Genomic DNA, 19,536 nt, shown 5'->3' on the forward strand with positions numbered 1-19,536 from the left:
TTGGAAAGGGAGGCAGGTTTTTATGCAGCAGACAATTGCGCAGCGTTGGCCATTGACTGGCGCTCAGACTGGAATATGGTATGCACAACAGCTTGAACCGGATAATCCGATTTATAATACAGCAGAGTATGTGGATATTCGAGGTCCGTTACATATTGATTTCTTTGAAGCAGCAATCAGAAAGACGATGCGTGAAGCGGATGCTCTTCAGATGCAATTTGCTGATGAAGGCGATGGTCCGATTCAAATATTACGCACCGAGCCAAAGGTTCCGTTTCTCTTAATGGACCTTAGTAAGGAAGAGAATTCCCGAGAAAAAGCGTACCAATGGATGAAAGAGGATGTGGCAACCGCGATTGATTTGGGCAAGGAATCGTTATGTAAGCACGTCCTATTTAAATTAGATGAGGAACACTACTACTGGTATCAGAAGATTCATCATATAGCCTCAGATGCGTATGGTTTTACGTTGCTTAATCAGTCGGTGGTTAATCATTATCAATCCTTGCTAAATGGTCAGGAGGAGGAAGAACGAAACGGTTCAACGTTCGAAGCGGTGATAAAGGAAGATCAAGCATATCGTCAATCTGAGAAATTTGAAAAAGATCGACAGTTTTGGATGGACCAATTCGCTGATCAGCCTGAAGTAGTCAGTTTAACAGAAGAGACTTCCATCTTACCCAAAACAGTGGGACAGATTACAGATTATCTCGATAGATCTGCGTTTGAACTGCTCAAGAAAAAGGCACAGCAGTACCGTTTTCATTGGTCAGAAGTGATGATGGCCTCTGTCGCCTTATATGTTCATCGATTGACTGGATCAGATGACGTTGTCTTAAGTGTACCAATGATGAACAGAATGGGCTCGAAATCGATCAAGGTTCCATCAATGGTCATGAATATTCTGCCGCTTCGGGTAACTGTTCAATCCGATCAGTCTTTCCTGGAATTGTTACATCAAATAAGAACATCGATGCAGCAGATACAGCAGCATCAATATTACCGACATGAGGATTTACGCCGTGATTTAAATAAAGTTGGTGATCAAAGCAGGTTATTCGGACCTCAAGTTAATATTATGCCATTTGCTTATGATTGGCAGTTTGGTGAAGTGAAAGGTGTTACCCATAAGCTTGCTACAGGGCCTGTTGATGATTTATCGGTAAATGTGTATGACCAGCAGGATAAAAAAGGGATTAGAATTGATCTTGATTATAATCCGGAAATATATGATCAATCAGAAGTAGCGCTTCATGTCCAACGCATGGTGAAAAACATAAAAGATTTAGCCTATCAAAATTTTGAAGATGCAATCGGTCGTTATCATCTTCTGCTTGAAGCAGAACATGACCAGGTGTTAGAGAAATGGAATGATACGTCGTTCGATGTTCCGATGCACTCTGTTGTATCTGCATTCAGACAGCAATGCAGTCAAACACCGGAGAAAGCAGCACTTGTATTTCGTGGTAACAGCTATACGTACGCCGAGGTCGATGAAAAGGTCAATCAATTATCGCATGTATTAGCACATCGTGGTGTCAAACAAGGTGATGTAATTGCTTTATCATTACCGCGGTCCGAGGACATGGTAATCGCCATGCTAGCGGTGATGAATATTGGAGCTGTGTATGTACCAATTGATCCCAGCTATCCTTCTGACCGGATTGGCTATGTGTTGAGTGATGCCAGCCCGACCTATGCCATTACCTATCAGAACATCCAGGAGGTTTTTCAATCAAACGATGTTCCTTGTCTCGTGCTTGATGATTCGCATGTACAAAAAGAAATTTATGCTTATCAAGGGCAAGATTATCCGGAAGTTGAGATCAAATTCGATGATCCTGTATATATGATCTATACATCAGGTTCTACAGGTAATCCAAAAGGGGTAATGGTGACGCATGGTGGCGTTACGAACTTCTTGTTTGCGATGCATCAGAAATTCTCACTTACCGGAAAAGATCGATTACTGGCCGTCACAACGATTGCTTTCGACATATCTGTATTGGAATTATTTTTACCATTATTAAGTGGGGCAACGTGTGTAGTCGCCGAGAAAGAATCGATTCAGGATCCTAGACAATTGACAGAGGAATTGAAAGATCAGACCATTACGATCATGCAAGCGACCCCGACATTGTGGCAGTCGATTGTAGCAGAGAATGCAGATGCTTTAAATGGTGTAGAAGTGCTTGTTGGTGGTGAAGCTTTGCCACAAACGCTGGCACAGTCTCTGCATCAGCAAGGATGTAAGATCACCAATCTTTATGGTCCGACGGAAACAACCATTTGGTCAACTGCGATGACGTTTGAGCAGGAAGTAAATGAGACGCCATCGATTGGTAAGCCGATTCTGAATACGCAAATCTATATTTTGGATGACAGTCTTCAGCCGGTTCCTCCAGGTGTAATGGGTAACATGTATATTGCCGGTAACGGACTTGCGGCGGGTTATAACCGTCGAACAGCTTTAACGGCGGAACGTTTTGTAGCGAATCCATTCGATGGCGCTGGAGAACGGATGTATTGTACAGGAGATCGTGCCTTATGGAATGCAGATGGTACGTTACATTACGGAGGCAGAGTAGACGATCAGGTGAAAGTAAGAGGATTTCGGATTGAACCTGGTGAGATTGAATCGATATTAGCCAAGCATGATCTAGTAAATCAGGCCAAAGTAATCGTCAGAGAGGATCGACCGGGAGATAAGCGTCTGGTTGCTTATGTCACGGCGCCAACTGAATCGATTGCTACGGCATTACGTGAATTAGCTTATGAATACTTGCCGGAATATATGGTGCCATCAGCAATTGTAGTACTCGATGCCTTTCCGTTAACACCGAACGGGAAAATTAACAAAAAAGTGTTACCTGCACCACAGCAGGAAAGCAGTTCACACGATCGTGAGCCAAGGACACCTCAGGAAAAACGTTTAACGGAATTATTTGCGGAAGTCCTGGATCTCCCTCAGGTTGGTGTGCATGATCACTTCTTTTATTTAGGTGGTCATTCATTATTGGCAGGACGCTTAATTAATCGAATGAGAGACGAGTTTGAAGTAGAGATCAGCATTGGAAAGCTGTTTGAAGCACCTACTGTAGCTGGGCTAGTTCATCAGCTGAATGTTGGCGGGAAGGTGAGACCGTCAATTGAAAAAAGGGAAAAACCTGCCGAGATGGCTTTATCCTTTGCACAGAAGCGATTATGGTTCCTTCATCAATTAGAAGGGGCGAGTCCGACGTATAATATCCCAATGGTGATTGAGCTTGAAGGTAATCTTGATCAGACAGCCATGTATCAGGCCCTTTGTGACGTTATTGATCGTCACCCACCACTTCGGACAATTTTTAGAGAACATGATGGCGAACCGTATCAGACGATCATTGAAGCAGATCAAGTAATACCAGCGCTTCCTGTTGAGCAAGTAAAAGCAGAACAGATGAAACAGGCGATCGAAGAAGCTGTCCAATATTCCTTCCATCTATCGGAAGAACCTTCTTGTCAGGTGAGATTATTCGAACAAGGGAATGGACGCTACACCTTACTTGTGCTCATTCATCACATGGTTGGAGATGGCTGGTCACTTTATCCGTTCACACAGGATTTACAAGAAGCTTATCAAGCGCGTTTAATGCATGAGAGCCCATCGTGGCAGGAGTTACCGATCGATTATGGAGATTACGTCATGTGGCAAAATGATCTGTTGAGTGAAGAACAGGGAGAAGATAGTTTCATAGCGGAACAGATTCAATACTGGGAGCAGGAATTAGCTGATTTACCAGACCAATTGGAGTTGCCGACAGATTATCCAAGACCAGCAGAATCCAGCCATCAAGGAGATACATTCGCCTTCACGCTTAATCCTTCACTCCATCAACGATTGGAGCAGGTTGCAAAAGAAAATGGAGTCAGTTTATTCATGGTTCTGCAAGCAGGAGTAAGTGCACTGTTAACGCGAATGGGTGCGGGTGAGGATATTCCATTAGGTAGTCCGGTGGCTGGACGAAACGAACAGTCTTTATCAGACCTTGTCGGGTTATTTATTAATACACTTGTACTCCGAACAGATACATCCAATGATCCAAGTTTCCGTGAACTGCTTTCTCGGGTTCGTTCCGTGAACGTAAGTGCCTATGAAAATCAGGAGCTGCCATTTGAAAGACTGGTAGAAGTGCTGAATCCAGTACGGTCAAAAGCGAAACATCCATTGTTTCAAGTCATGCTTATTTTGCAGAATACTCCTGAGGCATCGTTAGAACTGCCGGAATTAGAGAGCAGTGTCCATATTCGCAGTGTCGGAACATCCAAGTTTGATCTGACCTTCGAGTTTACCGAGCATGGGCGCGCCGAAGATGAAGGAATACAAGGATTAGTAGAATACAGTACCGAACTATTTAAACGAGATACAATAGAAAGAATGATAGATCAATTACTGCGCTTCTTAGATCAGGCGACAGCTGAACCTGATCAGACGATATCACAGATTGATATTTTAGGAGAACAGCAGAAAAAGGCGATGTTAGAATTAGGCAGTCCGAAGCCAATGAGAGTGGCAGAAAATACGGTGAATGCCTTATTTGAGAAGCAAGTGCAAGAGCATCCTCAGCAACCGGCGCTAAGTTACAAGGAGACAGTTCTGACGTATGAGGAATTAAATAAAAAGGTCAATCGTCTTGCTCATCTCATGATCAATAAAGGGGTAGGACCAGGACAATTTGCTGCTTTAGCGATGTCGCGTTCAGTAGACATGGTAGTTGGATTGCTGGCGATATTAAAAACAGGTGCAGCTTATGTTCCGCTTGATCCGAATTATCCAGCAGCAAGGATCCGTTATATGAAAGACGATGCGCAACCTGTATGCATTGTTACGACTTCTACCCATGTTGAGGCGGTGCAAGATCAGGACGATGAAGAGCTGATCGTACTTGATGAACCAGCGGTAGTAAAAGCATTAGAACACCAGAGCGATACTAACCCGACTGACCGTGATCGAAGCAGGCCAGTAACACCAATCGATCCAGCGTATGTGATTTATACATCCGGTTCAACAGGTAATCCTAAGGGTGTCGTTATCCCACACCAGAATGTGATCCGTTTATTCGGCTCTACCAATCATTGGTTTGATTTTGATCATCATGATGTCTGGACGTTGTTCCACTCCTATGCCTTTGATTTCTCTGTTTGGGAAATTTGGGGAGCATTATTAAATGGAGGACGCCTCGTTGTCGTCCCATATGATGTCAGCCGTTCACCTGATGCCTTTCTCGAACTGCTTGCAGAAGAAGACGTAACCGTGTTAAACCAGACACCTTCTGCCTTTTATCAGTTGATGCAAGCAGACAGGGACAATCAGGAGCTGAGCCAAAACTTATCACTCCGCTACGTTATTTTTGGTGGGGAAGCAATAGAGGTTGGCCGACTTAAAGGGTGGTACGAGCGCCACGCCGATGATGCACCAAAACTTATTAACATGTATGGTATTACGGAAACAACTGTACATGTCAGTTATATGGAGTTTGACGAGCGTATCGTCGATATTCGGGCAAACAGTGTCATAGGGGAGAATATCCCTGACCTTGGTGTCTATGTATTGGACGATTGGCTGCAACCCGTGCCACCAGGTGTAATCGGGGAAATGCATGTATCAGGTGATGGACAGGCGTTAGGCTATTTAGGTCGCCCAGACTTGACTGCTGACAGATTCATCGCTAATCCGTTTGAACCGAATGGGGCACGTATGTATCGAACTGGTGACCTTGCTAAATGGCGGGATGATGGCTCACTTGATTACATCGGTCGTGCCGATCATCAAGTAAAAATCAGAGGATTCCGTATTGAGTTAGGGGAAATCGAAACGGCACTGGCAGAGCATACGGATGTTAACCAAGCAGCAGTACTTGTCCGTGAAGATCAGCCTGGAGACCAGCGTCTCGTCGCCTATTTACAAATGAAAGATAATAAGGAAATAGAGACGGCGGAGTGGAAAACGTATTTAGCCAGCCGTTTGCCAGATTATATGGTTCCTTCCGCGTTTGTTCATGTAGAAGAATGGCCATTGACACCAAATGGAAAACTGGATAAAAAAGCGTTACCTGCACCGCAATTCACAGGGTCTGGTTCAGATCGAACACCGCGTACACCAACGGAAGAACTGCTTTGTCAGCTGTTCAGAGACGTGTTAGGACTTTCGCATATCAGTATTGATGATGGCTTCTTTGATTTAGGTGGTCATTCGCTGTTAGCCGTAAAGCTAATGTCTAACATTAAACAATCATTCGGAAAAGATATTACGATTGCCAGCTTGTTTGAAGCACCAACAGTCGCAGGATTGGCCGAGAAGATGGAGGACGGTGAAAGTGACAATGCATTAGATATCCTCTTACCATTGAGAAAGAATGGAACCAAACCTGCTGTCTTCTGTGTACACCCTGCAGGTGGTTTGAGCTGGTGCTATGCAGGATTGATGCAGGCATTAGGTAAAGAATATCCAATTTACGGATTGCAAGCTCGTGGTATAGCTGAAAAAGGAGGATGGCCAAGTTCGATACAAGAGATGGCTAAGGAATATGTGGCACACATTAAGACTGTTCAGCAACATGGTCCTTATCATTTAGTCGGCTGGTCGTTAGGCGGAAATGTTATTCATGCGATGGCCAACGAATTAAAGCGTCAGGGGAGGAAGTTGGACTTGTCGTAATGCTGGACGCCTATCCAAGTCTCTATTTACCAATAAAAGCAGCACCGGATGATGATGAAGCCCTTGTCGCACTGCTTGCGCTTGGTGGATATGATCCGGAAAGCTTGCGAGAAGAGAAAGTGACCTTTGAGAATGTAAGTGAGCTGCTACAGGAAGATGGCAGTGCACTAGCGAGCTTAGATCACGAAACACTAATGAATTTAAAAGATACGTATGTGAATTCGGTTAGTATTCTAAAAGACTATCAGCCAGAACCGTATCATGGTGATTTGCTATTCTTCCGATCTACCATTATTCCAGAATGGTTCGATCCTATTTATACCGATACGTGGAAACCATATGTAACTGGGAATATCGAAGAATATGAAGTGGAATGTCGCCATAAAGATATGTGTCAGCCTGCACCGCTTGCTGAAATTGGTGCACAGATTCTCAAATCATTACAAGAAGGAGAGAGAAAGCATGAAGAATCCATTTGAAAACCAAGACGGAACATTTTATGCATTAAAAAACGATAAAGGCCAGTATTCACTCTGGCCTGCTTTTCTAAATATCCCGGACGGCTGGGATATTGAGTATGGCAAAGCCGCTAGAGCAGATTGTATCGCTTATATCGAAACACACTGGACTGATATCCGAGTCGATTCAACGAGTACCGAAGCTGTCGGATTAGGAAAATAAGATGCGCTCCTTATCTTTTTACAAAAAAGTGATCATTGCAGTATACGTGATGTCGATGTTTATTGTGGCGATGGATGCAACGATTATCAATGTCGCTCTATCTACAATTGGGCAGGAATTCAATGTACCTGTCTCTGCTACAAGTGGTGTAAACATTGGCTACCTTGTCAGTCTGGCAATGATGCTGCCGGTAGCAGGCTGGCTTGGGGATCGTTTTGGCTCGAAAAGAATGTTAATGCTGGCGGTCAGTATATTTACCATTGCATCCTTATCTTGTGGCTGGGCTCAAAGCCAGGCGATGTTAAATGTATGTCGAGTATTGCAAGGAGCGGGAGCGGGACTTTTGACACCTGTTGGCATGTCGATGTTGTTCCGGACATTCACTCCGGAAGAACGTCCTAATCTGTCGAGAGTATTGGTAGTACCGATTGCAATAGCGCCAGCACTTGGTCCAGTGGTTGGCGGTTTATTGGTGGATCAGCTTTCGTGGCGCTGGATCTTTTATCTGAATATACCGATTGGTGCGATCGTACTCGTGTTAAGTGGCTTGTTTATAGAAGAATACAAGGAGCCCTCTGTTGGCAGATTCGACCTGAAAGGATTTCTGTTTTCACTCCCGGGTGTCGGTTTGATCATCTACGCTTTAATTGAAGCACCTATACTCGGCTGGAGCGCCCCAAAAGTCTTTATCCCGTTTCTATTGGGATTAGGTTTTATTCTTTATCTCGTTAAAATTGAAAAGGAAACACCAAAACCGATGCTGAATATATATCTATTCGAAGATCGTTCATTTCGGGTAATGAGTTTAATAGGGCTATTTTCAGCGGCAGGATTGTTTGGTATGTTATATGTTTTTCCACTTCTGTATCAGAATGTTTTAGGTTTCTCTGCTTTTCATACCGGATTAACGACGTTTCCTGAGGCACTTGGCTTGATGGTTGCTTCTCAGCTGCTGCCATGGTCGATGAAAAAATTAGGCGTCCGACGACTAATGCTAATTTCTTTATTTGGATCGATGTTGATCTTTGCGCTTATTGCCTTACTTGCTGAAGCAAATCCATGGGTGATCCGATTGCTTATGTTCGGAGTTGGTATTTTCCTAGGCCATTCGGTAACTGCAGCACAGATAACGGCATTCCAAACTATCTCGAAACAGCAGATGAGTCAGGCAACGACTTTACATAATGTCCAGAAACGGTTTGGAGGTGTCTTCGGCGTTGCGATACTCGCAAGCATCATCGGATCGCAGCAAGCAGCAGACATCACTATAGTGCCTTACCAATGGGCGCTTGCTGGATCGGCAGTATTTATTGGTATTTGTTTTTTTATTGGTTTAACTTATCGAGAACGAGAGAAGGAGCAAGTACACGTACAAGCGGAGAGAGCATAAGGAGGAACAAGTTGTGGAGATTTGGGTTTGTCGATTGCCGGAAGTGAGACGGGAACAGGATATAGCAGCTGTTTTTCCTTATTTAATGAAGGAAAGGTCCATACGATTACAACGTTTTTACCATCTGGAAGATCGATTTCGTTCGGCAATTGGTGATCTGCTTATTCGCTTTTTATACAGGAAGTATTACGGCACGGAATGGAATTGGGAATGGATTAGGCGTAACCGGTTCGGCAAACCATACTTATGGAATGATTCCCCATTCCATTTTAACGTGTCCCATGCTGGTGAATGGGTCGCTTGTGCGGTACATGATACACCAGTCGGGATTGATATTGAACAGGTGAAACCAATCGATTATGCGGAAGCATTTTTGACAAATAATGAGTATCGGACAGTAGCACTCAATGGAACTCCTTTACGGAAGTTCTATCAAATATGGACAGCAAAAGAAAGCTTCTTGAAGGCTCGTGGCATAGGATTGTCACAGTCACTGGCTTCGTTTGAAGTAGAGATTAAGCAAGAGGGACAAATCGATATATATGAGGACGGAGATTTGCTTGATTGGATGTCTGGTAACACATACTGGGTAGAGACTGATTATCCTTTGAGTGTTAGTGCAGAAAGTGTTCATGAAATACCTGTTATCCAAGAAATAACCTATCAGTCATTGTTATCTGGACAGGAATGATTAGTCAAGGAGGAAAAAAGATGACAGTAACATTACCAATGCAGAAGCTGGAAGAGGAAATTATTCAGCTGATCAGCGAAAGAGGAAAGCTTATATTAGAAAATCAGGAAGACGCCAAATTGACAATGGATCAGATTGAGAAAGTAAATAATGGACCATACGATGCTGCGTCCATTCAGCAGCTGTTCACACAGCTTGATGAACGCTTTTCTTCCAAAAAGGATACCTATTTGTATTCAAGGGATTACAAACGTGAAGATACAGTGATTCAAGTGAAAAAGCATAAAATTGGCCAGGGTGAACCTGTCAAAATAATGGGTCCATGTTCGGTGGAAACGGAAGAACAGGTTAGACAGGCAGCAGCTGATTTAGCTAGCCGAGGTGTGAAATTTATCAGAGGTGGCGCCTTCAAACCACGGACCTCTCCCTATGATTTTCAAGGGTTAGGAATTAACGGATTGAGGATGTTGTCTGATGCAGCCAGGATCCATGATATGGCAGTGGTTTCCGAAATAATGAGTGCAGATCAGATCGAAACAGCATTGCCATATATTGATATTATTCAAGTTGGCTCAAGAAATATGCAAAACTTTGAATTGTTGAAAGCAGTCGGTCGTGTGAACAAACCGGTGCTCTTGAAGCGCGGGCTGTCCAGTACCATAAAGGAATTTAAAATGGCAGCTGAATACATCCTGGCAGAAGGTAATCCTAATGTTATTCTCTGTGAAAGAGGGATTCGAACATATGAGGATGCGACGAGAAATACCTTAGATATATCCGCTGTCCCAATCTTGAAACAAGAAACGCATTTACCTGTGCTCGTCGACATCACGCATTCGACGGGACGAAAAGATATTCTGCTGCCAACTGCAAAAGCAGCATTAGCAGTAGGGGCAGATGGCATAATGACCGAAGTTCATCCCAACCCAGCCGTTGCTTTGTCTGATGCGAAACAACAAATGGACCTGTCGGAATTTCATGCTTTCATGGATGCAATTGAAAAATTTGAACAGCACCATTTGCTTTAATAGAAGTGATCAAGGAACAATGTAGCTTGGAATTATTTGTATGCCCCCCTATTACTGATACGTTTATGGAAGAGGCATCACATAGTTAAATAGGGATTAGCATAAAAAAGAAGTTGAGCGCATCACAAATCTTGTTTAAAAAAGATTCCCGTGTTGTGTTTGGCTTCTTTTGTATGGTAGGAAGTATATGATCTCTGTTATAAGCGAGAGAAAAGGAACCAAAAATGGGAAGCGGTACATCGAGATTTGTATCGTGTAACGAGAATGGGAAGCTGGTAGTCAGAAGCATTCGTTCATTTTTATAATCAATAGAAGTTGAAGTAAAGTGTCTACTTTTTAAAAAGAAACGAATCTATTGATAGAGTATGTATAAAGTCTATTTTATCGTGTGATTAGATGAAGTAAAACCGGTTATAATACGAATTATAGTAAAAAATGTAAGTTATTTTTTGGCTGTATGTGAGATGTAGTTGAGGTATCTTGTCGGAATGGCCTGTTCCATCGAGGGATTAAATGAATGTAAACCGAAAATAGTACGAATTATGGTAAAAAAATACAAAATACTTTATAACTTTATGTGAGATGCAGTTAATGGTCAAGAAAGGAAGATATTCGATCAAAAAAGTCCTGTATCGTTTAGCGAGAAAGGAACCAAAAGTGAGGAGGCAGCAGTCAAAGATTTGTACCGTTCAGCGAGAAAGGAACCAAAAGTGAGGAGGCAGCAGTCAAAGATTTGTACCGTTCAGCGAGAAAGGAACCAAAAGTGAGGAGCAGCAGTCAGAGATTTGTATCGTTTAGCGAGAAAGGAGCCAAAAGTGAGGAGCAGTAGCCAGAGATTTGTATCATTTAGCGAGAAAGGAACCAAAAGTGAGGAGGAGCAGCCAGAGATTTGTATCGTTTAGCGAGAAAGGAGCCAAAAGTGGGAGCAGTAGCCAGAGATTTGTATCATTTAGCGAGAAAGGAACCAAAAGTGGGAGGGAGCAGCCAGAGATTTGTATCGTTTAGCGAGAAAGGAACCAAAAGTGGGAGGCAGCAGCCAGAGATTTGTATCGTTTAGCGAGAAAGGAACCAAAAGTGGGAGGAAGCAGTCAGAGATTTGTATCGTTTAGCGAGAAAGGAACCAAAAGTGAGGAGGAGCAGCCAGAGATTTGTATCGTTTAGCGAGAAAGGAACCAAAAGTGAGGAGTAGTAGCCAGAGATTTGTATCGTTTAGCGAGAAAGGAACCAAAAGTGGGAGGCAGCAGCCAGAGATTTGTATCGTTTAGCGAGAAAGGAACCAAAAGTGAGGAGAAGCAGTCAGAGATTTGTATCGTTTAGCGAGAAAGGAACCAAAAGTGGGAGGTAGCGCAACGATATTTGTATCGTTAGTTAAAAAACTAATACCCCAGTCTCTTTTTATCATACGAACCACATAGTATGATGATAGTATAAGGAAGAAAACGAGGTGATGGTGATGGATCTTAAGAGAAAAGCGGGCGAAAAAGTAGCGGAATATGTGGAAGATGGTATGATTGTTGGCCTTGGTACAGGATCTACCGCGTATTGGGCGACTATGAAGCTGGGGGAATTAGTAGCAAATGGTATGAAAATCAAAGGTGTGCCGACTTCGAAAAGTACCGAGGAGTTAGCCAGAAAATTAGGCATCCCCATATTGGAAATGTCAGAAGTGACTCAAATAGATATTGCCATAGATGGAGCAGATGAAGCTACCGCTGATTTTTCATTAATTAAGGGCGGTGGGGGAGCATTATTGCGTGAAAAAATGATAGCGTCTATTGCCAAACAGTTTATCGTGGTGATCGATCCTTCAAAATTTGTGAAAAGACTGGGTCAATTTCCATTACCTGTAGAAATAGTGAAATTCGGATGGGAACTTACGAGCAGTCAAGTCAGTTCGCTCGGTTGCAAGCCGGTATTACGTCAAGAAGATCAAGTCCCTTTTATTACAGACAATGAAAATTATATTGTAGATTGCTACTTTGATTCGATTATGGATCCAACTAGTATGCGTACAGCACTAAACAGCATTCCGGGAGTAGTAGAAAATGGTCTTTTTGTCGACATGGCCGATGTTATCATTATCGGACGGGAAAATGGTCCTGCAGAAGTATTATCTGACTAAGGTTTACACACATTGCTTCAAGGAAATAGTTCTGTAAAGAGACACAAAAAGGAGGAAGCAACAGTGCTAATAGTATATGCTGTCCTAATCGTTGTAATCGGTGTGATTGCATTTGTGTTGACTTATAAACAACTTGGACGAAGTGATCCGAATTATCGAGAAAAAAGCAAGTCCCAGGTAACTTTACTAAGCATGATCTATCTTGTCTCAATCGTAGGATCTATTGTGGCACTGGTGATTTATATGACTGTAAGATAAAAAAACTGCTTAGTTTACTTGAATAACGCTCCAGCCAAACACTTCGTCCGGCCGGGGCACGACTGGAGCCGTGCCCGGTAAGACCGGAGCTTTTCAAAGCAAGTCAAATCTATCAAAATCTTCACAATGTCAGATAGTTCTACTTTAGATAATCCATTTTAAAGGTAGAGGATATTATTAATTAGGACCAAGTGAACTTTATCGATTTATCTTAATATTTATAAGATTGTCCACCATCGATTGGAATGACAGCCGCATTAATAAAATTGGCTTGATCTGATAGCAGAAACGCAACTAAATAGCCAACTTCTTCTGGTTTTCCGAAGCGTTTCATCGGATTAACACTCACAAATTCTTTGCCTGCTTCTTCCCAATTTTCTCCACCAATCTGTTTAAGTGAGCCTTCCACCATAGGCGTCATAATAGCGCCTGGCGCAATTGCTTTAATACTGACACCGAATTGACCATACTCCACACCAGAGTTTCGGGTTAGACCAACGACACCATGCTTACTCGCTGCATATCCAGATTGATTTCCGACACCGCGAATACCACCAACAGATGCCGTATTGACAATCGAGCCGTAGCCTTGTTTTTTCATCTGTTTTAATGCATATTTCATGCCGAAAAAGACGCCATCTAAATTGATGCTCACAACTTTGTGGAATTCGTCGATTCCGAAGTCTTCTGTTAAATCCTGCTTTCCTTCAATTCCCGCGTTGTTAAAGAAACCATCGATTTTGCCAAATGTGTCAATCGCCTGCTGAATATACTGTTTTACTTCATCTTCTTTGGCGACGTTAGCCTCTACTAATTCAACTTTTACCTCAGGCGCCGCTGCGAGAATTTCCTTTTTGCTTTCTTCGAGGCCATCTTTGTTTAAGTCGACAAGAACTAATGATCCGCCTTCTTTCGCAATTTGTAAAGCAGCTGCTTGACCTAATCCAGAAGCTCCACCTGTAATAATAACAACTTTGTCTTGGTAACGATCCATTTTCTTCACCTCATTTTCATGATTACATGCATATTATGTTAGAATAATATCGTTCTATACATCGTTGTTCGGATGAGGAGGAAGAACAGAGTGAATATAAATCGAATTTTATTTGTAAGCGAATTGAATCAAGAGTTAGAGGAATTACTTGCACCATACAAAATCGATAAAAGTATGCGCTTTGCCAATGAAGCAGCCGTCCAAGAATCAGATTTGCAGTGGGCAGATGCTTTTGTATCTTTTAAAACGAAAACCAGCTATGACTACAGTCAGGTGAAGTGGGTTCATTCACTTGGTGCTGGTGTAGATCATTTTTTGTTTCAGAAAAATTGGGATGATAAGGTTCTTTTAACAAGAACGATTTGTTCATTTGGTGAAAGAATCAGCGAATATTGCTTGAGTTATTTGCTAAAAGATGTGCAGTTACATAATCGATTCAAGGAACTGCAAGCTGAGGGAAGCTGGCAACCAATTAAGCCCAGCATGCTGAATGAAGCAAAGGTAGTCATTTATGGAACAGGTGAAATAGGTCAGAAAGTAGCCAGCGTCTTATCGTCATTCGGGGTAGAAGTGTATGGGGTATCTTTAAGTGGTAAGCAAAAAACAGGATTTAAACAAGTGGTTGCAAATGATGATGCCTCTGGCATATTACAGACCGTCGATTATATGATAAACACCTTACCATTGACGAAAAAAACGGAGCAACTGTTCAATGAGCGGATCTTTAGCAAACTCTCACAAGCAGGATTTATCAATGTCGGCAGAGGAGAATCAGTTTCAGAGGCAGACTTATTAGCAGCGTTGGATGCTGAACAGCTCAGGTTTGCAGTATTAGATGTCTTTGCAAATGAACCATTGCCTGAAGCTCATCCATTTTGGCAAGATCTCAGAATAACGGTCACACCACATATATCTGCAGTTACTACAGCGGAAGAAGCCGTACAATGTTTTGTGGAAACACTTGAACGAGTTGAGAACGACCGTCCCTTGCAAAATCAGGTAGATATAGAAAAAGGGTTTTAATTTAGCGGATAAATCTCCAGAAGAGATTTATCCGCTAAACAGCTGTTATTTGACACGTTCGCCTTGCACCCAGACTTGTTTAATATTTTCCGCTTTAACCAGATATAAGATCTTTTGAAAAATATCTGATAATGGCTCGCTGTTATCGAAAATCGGTAGTTTCGTTGTATCGATGATCTGCGCGTCCCATGCATATCCTTCATCAAGGCGCCCGATTGGCAGGCTCAGACTTTCACCACCACCAGCGGTTGCGAAATAAAAGGCTTCATTAATGGTTATCCGTGAATCTGATACACCTCTTTTTTCAGGAGAAAGAGAAGTATCTACCCCATCTTCGAGCATTCTTGATGAGACTACTGCTTGCTTGGCATTATCGTAAATACTTGGTGTCGCGCCTGCCGAAATATCCGTACCTAATCCCACATCGACGCCCTTCGCATGAAAACGGGAAATGGGGATCACACTGTTGGCAAAATAGGCATTTGATAATGGACAATGACCAATTGCTGTCCCTGTTTCTGCGAATAATGCCACATCATCGTCTTCCAAAAAAATACAATGAGCCATTACTGATTTCTCTCTTAATAAGCCAAAGTCATTTAATGCAAAGGCATCATTTTTTTCAAATCTCTCTTTGACATAGCCATGTTCCCAGTCGCTTTCACTGCAATGAGATTGGATATGGGTGTTATACTTTTCTGCTAATTTTCCTAATCCTTTCAATGCTTCATCCGAGCAGCTCGGAATAAACCGAGGCGTAACGACGGGATACACACCTTGTTTCGTCGTTTTTGCTAATTCTTTGACCTCCAGAATAAAAGCTTCGGTTTCTGCTAAAGCCGTCCTGGCATCTTTATCACGGTAGTAGTCAGGGTTTTGTTCCGGATCATCTGCAACGACTTTTCCTACAAGACCGCGCTGACCTTTCTCTGCACAAATTTCAGCCAATCGGAAACTGGACTCTTTATGGACAGTCGCGAAATAAAGTCCAGTGGTGGTGCCGTTAGCAAGCAAGGTACGGATAAGGTCATCATATACCTTTTCGGCATAAGCCATATCCGAGAATTTAGCTTCAAGTGGAAAGGTATACGTGTGCAGCCAATCATTTAGAGGCAGATCCAATGCAGTTCCTGCCTGAGCCCACTGAGGTGCGTGGATATGCAAGTCAATGAATCCGGGAAGAAGATATTCTCTGTCTTGCAGCTGGTGGAAGCATTCTTTATCTTTATACTCATTCAAAATAGTCTGGTATTGCGGGTCTGCTGGAGCAACAGCTTTTTCAATCATGCCATGGTCATCGATACAAAAAAGATAGTCTTGCAAGATTTTCACTTCTTTTTCAGATTGACTAGTAAAGGCAGTTCCTAGGAAAATTCGCGAATATTTATTCATTTAATCACCTTATTGTTCGTATTTTGGTTATTTACTTGTCATTATAATAGAATTGTGAATGGAAGTCCAATCGTAAAATAGCGTTAGTTGGAAAACGTTGCATACCTTATCAGATAAGGTTTTCGGTCATTTATCAGAAAATTAAGACTTCAATTTTCGACAAAATAATACTTGTAAACAGAAAAAAGGATGATATACTAAATACAAACTTAATCGTGTTTTTCATATAATAGCGGGAATATGGCCTGCGAGTTTCTACCGGTTTACCGTAAATAAACCGACTATGGAAAAGGTACGAAAGACATTTGCTTTAGTGTAGATGTTTTTCTCATCATTTCGAACTACTTAGCTCGAAACACCTACTTTACCATAGTGAAGTGTGTGTTTCGGGCTTTTTTAATTATATGAGAAATAATGATATACATTGGGGGGAAGCACAGCATGGAGAATGCAGCTGAAAAGTTAGAAACAGAAGTGAAATCAGATGAGATAGAGAAAGAAAATATTTCGATTGGGAAATCATTATTTATTGGTTTGCAGCATGTTCTAGCAATGGACTTATTTATACCACCGATTATTTTAGCGGGATTATTATCTTTTTCCGTTACAGATAGTGCTTTATTAATTCAAATGACATTTATTGCTTGTGGACTAGCAACCTTGATCCAGGCTGGATTTGCAATGAAGCTTCCTGTTATGCAGGGGCCATCTTTTGTCCCGCTTAGTGCATTGGCAGCTATTGGTACGACATCAGGAGTAGGAGCAATGATTGGCAGCTTAATCCCTGGAGCATTGTTGATTGCGCTGATTGGAAAGCCGTTAAAGCTGTTTAGTAAGGTTGTAAAAAGGTTTATTCCGCCAATCGTAGCAGGAACGGTTATTGTAGTAGTTGGTATTTCGCTTATGCCTAGTGCGATTAATTCTATTTACGGCGGCGAAGGAACCTTTAATCAAAATATGCTGATTGCCTTTATTACAGCAGCAGTACTAGTTATCTGTATGTATTTTGGAGAAAAAGTAACATCTTTTAAATTTATAAAAGTTGCCTCTGTTATTTTAGCTTTAGGTATTGGAACGATTGTGGCATCATTCTTTGATTTAGTAGATTTTTCTGCTGTTGGTGAAGCGTCATGGTTTGCTTTACCAAGTATTTTTGCTTTTGGCGTTCCAACCTTTGATATAAATGCTATTTTAATTATGCTGGCTATTTATCTTATTATTGTGATTGAAACGACTGGAACCTGGTTTACAGTCGGAGAAGTAACAGAAGAGAAACTGGACGATAAACGTTTGAATGGTGGCGCTTTTGGTGAAGGTTTAGGCTGTTTTGTCGGTTCATTCTTTGGTGGAACACCTGTAACTGGCTATTCTTCCAACGCGGGAATCATTGCAATTACTGGTGTAAAAAGTCGTAAGCCGATATTAGCTGGTGGAATCATTCTATTGTTGTTAGGGATGATGCCGAAATTAATGAACATTATCGCGAGTATTCCAGAAGTTGTTATTAATGGTGTTTTTGCTATCTTATGTGTGGTTATTATGATGAACGGATTTAAAGTTATTAAGAAAGCACCGTTTACAGAACGCAACATGATCGTGATTGGCGTACCGATTTTGCTCGCTTTGTTTGCCGTTTTATTACCTGCAGATGCCATGAGTACATTACCTCAGATTGTGACGTACTTCGTTGCTTCCGGAACAGCGGTCGGAGCAATTGGTGCATTGATTCTTAACTTCATTTTACCAGCAAAAAATGATGACAAAACGACAGATGCTGAAGCGGAGGATGTAACTTATGCAACAAGATAAATTATGGAATGAATGGCACCCGGTTTGTACAGCAGAAGAATTGCTAGATGATCCAAAACAAGTGCACGTGCTTGGTGAGCGAGTTGTTGTCTTTCGTAATGAAAAAGGGGTACATGCATTCAAGGATTTGTGTATTCACCGTGGCGCCGCGCTATCATTAGGAAAAGTGGTGGATGGCAAGTTAGTCTGTGCCTATCATGCCTGGGAATATAATGATCATGGTACGTGTACAAAGATTCCGGCGTTACCTTGTGAAAGACCAATTCCGAAAAAAGCAAGAGCAACGGTGTATCATTGTGAAGAATATCTAGGTCTGATCTGGGTTAATCTTGGTGACGAGCCGGCGCCATTCATTAAATATCCTGAAGGCGAACAAGAAGGCTATCGTACGATTATTTGCGGTCCTTATCATGTTAATGCGAATGCACCAAGAATTATCGAAAACTTCCTTGATGTATCTCACTTAATGTTTGTCCATGAAGGTATGTTGGGTGACTCTGACCATGCGGAAGTAGTAGATTATGATGTTGACTTTATTGATGGTCGTTTAATGACAAGCAAAATTCCTGTCTATCAGCCGAATTCAGATGGTCGTTCCAAGGGTGGCTACACCGATTATGTCTATGAAGTATTAAATCCGATTGTGGCCAGATTTACAAAAACAACAGAAGGTTCTGACGAAGAGTTTACGATTCTTACGGCAGTTAATCAGTTAGATCATGAGAAATGTCAGGTGTTTATGCTGTTAACAAGAAACTATGATTTAGATGCACCAGATCAGCCGTTTCGAGAGTTTCAGGATGTCATTTTTTATCAAGACTTAGACGTTGTTGAAAGTCAAAAACCAGAATTGCTTCCACTTGATCTGCAAATGGAAATGCACTTAAAATCAGACGCACTTACAATTGCATATCGACGCTGGTTGGATGAATTAGGCGTTGAAAATGGAACATTGCCAATCGATCGGGAAAAACGGAGTAAACGAAAGAAGTAAGATTAGAAGAAAATAAGGTATGGAGTGGTACTTATGCAGAAACCTGCAGGGTGCCACTTTTTGTTTTAAGAACAGAAGTATATAATCAACACATTAATTTGGTTCTTATAATAAGGGTTAAGTCATCCAAATCTGTATGACGGTGTGGTATTGCTAATTACAAAGAATACGTAGTAGAAGCAAACTGCGAAGTAAAAAGACTTTAGCGATGAGATCATTTTGAAATAGATAATGTACTAGGATACCGCTCCGTCCAACCACTCCGCGTCCTGCGGGGCACGGCTGAAGCTAACTTTGTGAAGAAGAGCGCTTCACAAAGTGGATCTTCAGCACCTGCACATTCCCGCGGGAGTCTCCGTGGTTGGCCTTCGCTAGGATGGGGGCTTTACAACTGATGTGACAAGAAGGATATTGCACGGATTAACCATTTTGATGATTTATAATGTCTAGCACCACT

General features: G+C 42.0%; 11 protein-coding genes, 1 pseudogene and 1 riboswitch. Of the genes and pseudogenes, 10 read left to right on the top strand and 2 right to left on the bottom strand.

All coding sequences use genetic code 11. The annotated features are described in order from the left end of the window. Positions 1-22: 22 nt before the first annotated feature. From MUN87_RS19560 to MUN87_RS19590, 7 genes and pseudogenes are all read left to right on the top strand, one after another. A pseudogene (locus tag MUN87_RS19560) lies at positions 23-7,176 on the top strand (amino acid adenylation domain-containing protein). Next, positions 7,160-7,378: an MbtH family protein gene (locus tag MUN87_RS19565; protein ID WP_244743196.1), complete on the top strand. Its 219-nt coding sequence runs from the start codon at positions 7,160-7,162 to the stop codon at positions 7,376-7,378. Before MUN87_RS19560 ends, MUN87_RS19565 begins: the two are co-directional and overlap by 17 nt. A 1-nt stretch (position 7,379) precedes the next feature. Next, entirely contained in the window at positions 7,380-8,768 is a 1,389-nt protein-coding gene (locus MUN87_RS19570) for a DHA2 family efflux MFS transporter permease subunit (protein ID WP_244743199.1), read from the top strand. 13 nt (positions 8,769-8,781) lie between these two features. Then, a complete protein-coding gene (locus MUN87_RS19575; protein ID WP_244743202.1) occupies positions 8,782-9,459 on the top strand; it encodes a 4'-phosphopantetheinyl transferase family protein in 678 nt (225 codons plus the stop codon). Between the two features lie 20 nt (positions 9,460-9,479). After that, positions 9,480-10,487, top strand: coding sequence for a bifunctional 3-deoxy-7-phosphoheptulonate synthase/chorismate mutase (locus MUN87_RS19580; RefSeq protein WP_244743205.1), 1,008 nt, complete (start codon positions 9,480-9,482; stop codon positions 10,485-10,487). A gap of 1,453 nt (positions 10,488-11,940) precedes the next feature. Then, a complete protein-coding gene (rpiA, locus tag MUN87_RS19585; RefSeq protein WP_244743209.1) occupies positions 11,941-12,609 on the top strand; it encodes a ribose-5-phosphate isomerase RpiA in 669 nt (222 codons plus the stop codon). Positions 12,610-12,672: 63 nt separating this feature from the next. Further along, positions 12,673-12,867 (top strand): hypothetical protein, encoded by a 195-nt coding sequence (locus MUN87_RS19590; RefSeq protein WP_244743212.1) that lies wholly within the window; start codon positions 12,673-12,675, stop codon positions 12,865-12,867. A gap of 211 nt (positions 12,868-13,078) precedes the next feature. On the opposite strand, the gene MUN87_RS19595 is transcribed toward MUN87_RS19590, so the two are convergent. Continuing rightward, positions 13,079-13,861: an SDR family oxidoreductase gene (locus MUN87_RS19595; protein WP_244743215.1), complete on the bottom strand. Its 783-nt coding sequence runs from the start codon at positions 13,859-13,861 to the stop codon at positions 13,079-13,081. A gap of 90 nt (positions 13,862-13,951) precedes the next feature. Here MUN87_RS19595 and MUN87_RS19600 point away from each other — a divergent pair, with 90 nt between their 5' ends. Beyond that, entirely contained in the window at positions 13,952-14,884 is a 933-nt protein-coding gene (locus MUN87_RS19600) for a D-2-hydroxyacid dehydrogenase (protein ID WP_244743218.1), read from the top strand. Positions 14,885-14,929: 45 nt separating this feature from the next. Here MUN87_RS19600 and guaD read toward each other — a convergent pair whose 3' ends face one another. Then, positions 14,930-16,276, bottom strand: a complete 1,347-nt coding sequence (gene guaD, locus MUN87_RS19605) for a guanine deaminase (protein WP_244743221.1) — start codon at positions 16,274-16,276, stop codon at positions 14,930-14,932. Between the two features lie 202 nt (positions 16,277-16,478). Continuing rightward, positions 16,479-16,580, top strand: a riboswitch (purine riboswitch). A 137-nt stretch (positions 16,581-16,717) separates the two neighbouring features. On the opposite strand from guaD, the gene MUN87_RS19610 reads away from it, so the two are divergent. Beyond that, positions 16,718-18,085 (top strand): nucleobase:cation symporter-2 family protein, encoded by a 1,368-nt coding sequence (locus MUN87_RS19610; RefSeq protein WP_244743224.1) that lies wholly within the window; start codon positions 16,718-16,720, stop codon positions 18,083-18,085. Further along, entirely contained in the window at positions 18,072-19,079 is a 1,008-nt protein-coding gene (locus tag MUN87_RS19615; RefSeq protein ID WP_244743228.1) for an aromatic ring-hydroxylating dioxygenase subunit alpha, read from the top strand. Before MUN87_RS19610 ends, MUN87_RS19615 begins: the two co-directional genes overlap by 14 nt. Positions 19,080-19,536 lie beyond the last annotated feature (457 nt).

The organism is Gracilibacillus salinarum (genome assembly GCF_022919575.1).
Lineage (GTDB): Bacteria > Bacillota > Bacilli > Bacillales > Amphibacillaceae > Gracilibacillus > Gracilibacillus salinarum.